The organism is Actinomycetota bacterium, assembly GCA_030682655.1.
Classification (GTDB): Bacteria; Actinomycetota; Coriobacteriia; order Anaerosomatales; family JAUXNU01; genus JAUXNU01.
In genome coordinates, this window is record JAUXNU010000040.1 from 1 (window position 1) to 3,764 (window position 3,764).

The 3,764-nt window shown below is 61.2% G+C and carries 6 protein-coding genes; all 6 read right to left on the minus strand.

What is annotated here, in order from left to right:
* Positions 1-305: 305 nt before the first annotated feature.
* Positions 306-641, minus strand: coding sequence for a type II toxin-antitoxin system PemK/MazF family toxin (locus Q8K99_02145; protein ID MDP2181356.1), 336 nt, complete (start codon positions 639-641; stop codon positions 306-308).
* Positions 642-890 (minus strand): AbrB/MazE/SpoVT family DNA-binding domain-containing protein, encoded by a 249-nt coding sequence (locus Q8K99_02150; protein MDP2181357.1) that lies wholly within the window; start codon positions 888-890, stop codon positions 642-644. It abuts the gene before it with no gap.
* Between the two features lie 204 nt (positions 891-1,094).
* Positions 1,095-2,588 carry an ATP-binding protein gene (locus tag Q8K99_02155; protein MDP2181358.1) on the minus strand — a complete coding sequence of 498 codons (1,494 nt, stop codon included), beginning with the start codon at positions 2,586-2,588 and terminating at the stop codon, positions 1,095-1,097.
* The gene (locus Q8K99_02160) at positions 2,539-2,808 is read right to left on the minus strand and encodes an ATP-binding protein (protein ID MDP2181359.1); all 270 of its coding nucleotides are present in this window, start codon (positions 2,806-2,808) and stop codon (positions 2,539-2,541) included. Before Q8K99_02160 ends, Q8K99_02155 begins: the two co-directional genes overlap by 50 nt.
* A gap of 162 nt (positions 2,809-2,970) precedes the next feature.
* A complete protein-coding gene (locus tag Q8K99_02165) occupies positions 2,971-3,198 on the minus strand; it encodes a CopG family transcriptional regulator (protein ID MDP2181360.1) in 228 nt (75 codons plus the stop codon).
* Complete coding sequence (locus Q8K99_02170; GenBank protein MDP2181361.1) at positions 3,188-3,448, minus strand: BrnT family toxin; 261 nt, start codon at positions 3,446-3,448, stop codon at positions 3,188-3,190. The genes Q8K99_02165 and Q8K99_02170 overlap by 11 nt, the downstream gene beginning before the upstream one ends.
* Positions 3,449-3,764 lie beyond the last annotated feature (316 nt).

Below are 3,764 nucleotides of genomic sequence, written 5' to 3' on the forward strand. Positions count from 1 at the left end.
GTTGTCACGGACCCCGCGCCGTACGGCATCCTCATTCGGAAGCGCTGACCCCACATATTGTGGGCGGTGGAGCTAAATGGATACCCCATCCCCGGATATCAGCATGGTCGAGCGCCGTTCCCATGTACCCGCCCGCTTGCACCGACCTCAGGGCGAAGACCACCCTGAACGAGCAGAGGTTGACCGGCCATCTCATATCAACGTGTTAGAGCTTGACCTGCAAGACGAGGCGCCCTGCCTCGTCTCGTCGAGCGTAGCTCGATGCGCCGAGTCTTGCCAGGTCGAAGCTCGGGTTAGCGCCCAGCTCAGTAGATGCATGCGTCAAGTATCGACAGTACTTCCTCGAGGACGGCTTCCGGCGCGCTTGCGATGCGCTTCACATCCCGAGAACGGAAGTCGATGGACTTGACCTGCTCAACCATGACCACGCCGGTCACTTTCTGGCCTTCGGGGATCGCGACATGGAAGGGGTAGCCGCAGTGCGTGTTGGTGATGGGACAGGCGATGCACAGTCCCGTGTGCTTGTTGAACAGGTCGTTGCTGACCACAAGGGCAGGCCGTCGACCACGCTGCTCATGTCCGGACTGTGGATCGAATGTGAGGGCGACGAAGTCCCCCTTCTGCGGGATGTAGGCCGCCATCTACCAGACCTCGCGGCCGACCGGCGGACCCCAGCCGAGTTCGCCGGGTGTGTAGCCTGCAGGAATCTCCCTGACGAGCTGCCCGAGGTCGAGTCGGCCTCTCACGCGACGAACCGGCGTCACAACGAGAGCGCCGTCACGCACCGACACGTCCACGGGGTCGCCGACCTCGATGTCGGCATCAGAGAGCAGGTCCTTGCTGAGCCGAAGACCCTGGCTGTTGCCCCACTTCTGGACTTTCGTAATCATCACGACCACCTCCAATGGCTAGCCGAAGTATAGCCAACAGAGTAAAGGCCCTGCAAGTTCACAGGCGGTAGCAGCTGTGGCGCTAACGTTGTTGGGGATAACCCGCAACGCGCAGCGTTGTCGGGTTGATCCCCGGGTTAGCACCCGCACGCTGCGGTAACGTGACGATGCACCGCACCTACACCGCACCTTCTCCCAGCGGCGCTAGAACAGCGTCGACTGCCCTTGCGACGGTGGACGATAGTCCCTATTGATCTCATAGAAGGCGTTTGGGTCGCTAGTGGACTTGCCCCGCCTGACAAGAAGCCCGAACTCCACCAGGTGGGCGAGCGCTCTCTGTATGTGGCGTCTGTCAGCGCCCAACGCGTCGATCACATCGCTTGCCTGTGCCCGGGCAGCCGCGTAGACGACCTCGAATACCGCGCGTTGAATGGACGTCAGCTCTCCAAGGAGGTGCTCGGGGAACCGGTCGTCAACAACGACAGCTCTCCCACTTACCGTGTAGTACGCTGCGCCGCGAGTCCCGTGCTGATTCAGGAAGCGACCTTGGACTAGGGCCCGGAGCTGTTTCGTAGCCTCAGGGCCGTCGACGAAGTTCAACGCTTGCACGTCCGAGTTGACAACGCGGCCGTCCCGCTGGGCAGCGACCAGGATGCGTTGCTGATCCTCTGGAAGGCCATGAGCGCCGACTGATTCCAGCCAAGCGTGAGCCTCTTCATCGAGAAACGCGTGCAAGCGAAGCGTGACTGTGAAGGACGTTGGAGTGTCCTTGAATTCTGGGCGCGGAAGATGTGCTTCTTCCATGGCGCGAATCATATTGTCGATGCCGTGCCGCTCAACGTAGCCAAGGGCACGCAAGACGTCGGCGATGCGTGGGTTGCGCGCATAGGTCTCCGTCAGGATGTTCTCTAGCGTGATGGGATACGGGAGCCCGCCCGGACTCTGAATCTCAATGCGGTCAGCGAACAGGCGTACCTGAACGGTCCCGCCCGCGAGGGAGTAGTCACGATGGCACAGCGCATTCACAATCGCCTCACGCAGCGCGAACAAAGGAACCGCCGGGAGCTTCCGCATCCGGAAGCCGTCTGCGAGCACGGCCATCCCAAGGCGATCAGTCAGCAATCGCTCAGTTCGCTCGATGATCTCGGGAATCCGCCCCTCGACCTCTTCCGAATGAAGGTAGACCGCAGGCTCACCGGGTGCAGCTACGGATTTGCCCGGGAACTGAACGAACAGCACACGACTCTGGGGAACAAGTGCTTGCGGATTGCGAGCGAAGAAGACCGCGCCCAGAATCGTCAACGCGCCGCGATCAGAATCCCGCACCACCGCACCGAGGCCGCGCAGCACCTCCGCATCTGATGCATGGGCCAAGAGCGATTCCGGATTCCTATCAACCACGGACTTGCGGTACGCATCGACAGTGGATGGGTCGATGTCCTCGAGACTTGTGCCGGTGATTTCACGGAGTTCGTATTCGACCTCCGCCTTTGCTGCTATATGTGCAGCCTCCTGATCGAGGTAGATCGGCTCTCGTTCTCCGCCCCGTCGACGCGCAATCGAGCCATTCACATGTTGGTGGATAGTCGGCGAATCGGGAACCTCGATCACAATCGCATAGGAACCGGAGCCTTCGTCGAGGACGACCTCAACACTCTCGAGCTGGAGGGACCGGTCGAAGGCACTCTCTCGCCCCACGCTGAATCCCGTCGAGTTCCTCCTGCTGGACACGGGTGATCTTGCCGCTGAACTCCGGCGGTCTGTGGTGCGTCATGCCGAGTACGACATACCCTCCCTGGGCGTTGGCAAGCTGCATGAAGTAGTCAGCAAGTTCGCTTGGCTTCTGGAGGTTCTCTTTGAGTTCAAGGGTCTGGGTCTCATGACCCTCGACGAGTTGTCTGAGCTGGTGAGCATCCATGAATGCGATTATGGCACAGCGGTGTGGGCACAGCGGTGTGACTGCCGCGGCCCCACCCGAGCGTGCGTGGTGCTAACGTTCTTGGGGATAACCCGCAACGCGCAGCGTTGTCGGCTCGATCTCCGGGTTAGGAGATCACCGTCCGGGTATCTGCTTGGATTGCTAGGAGGCCTTGCGCTCAAGCCTCTCAGCTACCCAGACCTTGATGACGGACTGGCGGCTGACCCCCAGGTGCCTGGCCTCACGGTCGAGGGACTCGACCATCCAGGCGGGAAAGTCGACGTTGACGCGTCGCGGCTCCTGCCCGGGTCTGCGGGCGCTGGACAGGTCGAGATGCGCCGTGACGTCCTCGCCTTCGTCGAATCTCCGGTCGAACTCCTCAGCCTTCATAGACTGCCACCTCCTCAGGTCGAGATCTCCGCACAGAGATGATCCGAACCCGCTGTTCCCGGTGCGTGACAACGGCGGACCAGTGCTTGTCCTCTATGAGACCCACAACCATCAAGCGCGGCTCGCGCTCGATGCGGGCTGGAATCTCGACGCGCAACTCGTCGAGCCACAAGGCCCGGGAGGCGACGAAGTCGATGCCGTGCTTGGCCTCGTTCGCCCGACTCTTGGCCTCATCGAACTCGAACTCCACGAGTACCTCTCTCAGTGCGACTGGTATAAAGCGTATACCATGACAGGGTCAGAGAGCAACTAAAAGGACAGGGTCTTGGTGTACTGCTAGTCACCATGAGATGGCCGGCCCGAATCCGCGTATAACGTGGATCATCCGCGGGAACACGCCCGCGGTGCCGACACACGGAGGGACCGGCCATGCAACAGCTTACCCATTTCGGGCTGGACGTGCACACGGAGACCCTCGCGGTGGCGGTGTTGCGCCCTGACTCGGTCACGTTCGACGAGCGGGTGATACCCAACACACCCGAGGCGATCCGCAAACTGCTTTCACG

What these genes read in the sequence shown, in the direction of transcription:
- Q8K99_02165 (MDP2181360.1), bottom strand. Translation starts at nt 3,198, where the DNA reads ATGAAGGCTGAGGAGTTCGACCGGAGATTCGACGAAGGCGAGGACGTC.
- Q8K99_02145 (MDP2181356.1), bottom strand. Translation starts at nt 641, where the DNA reads ATGGCGGCCTACATCCCGCAGAAGGGGGACTTCGTCGCCCTCACATTC.
- Q8K99_02160 (MDP2181359.1), bottom strand. Translation starts at nt 2,808, where the DNA reads ATGGATGCTCACCAGCTCAGACAACTCGTCGAGGGTCATGAGACCCAG.
- Q8K99_02150 (MDP2181357.1), bottom strand. Translation starts at nt 890, where the DNA reads ATGATTACGAAAGTCCAGAAGTGGGGCAACAGCCAGGGTCTTCGGCTC.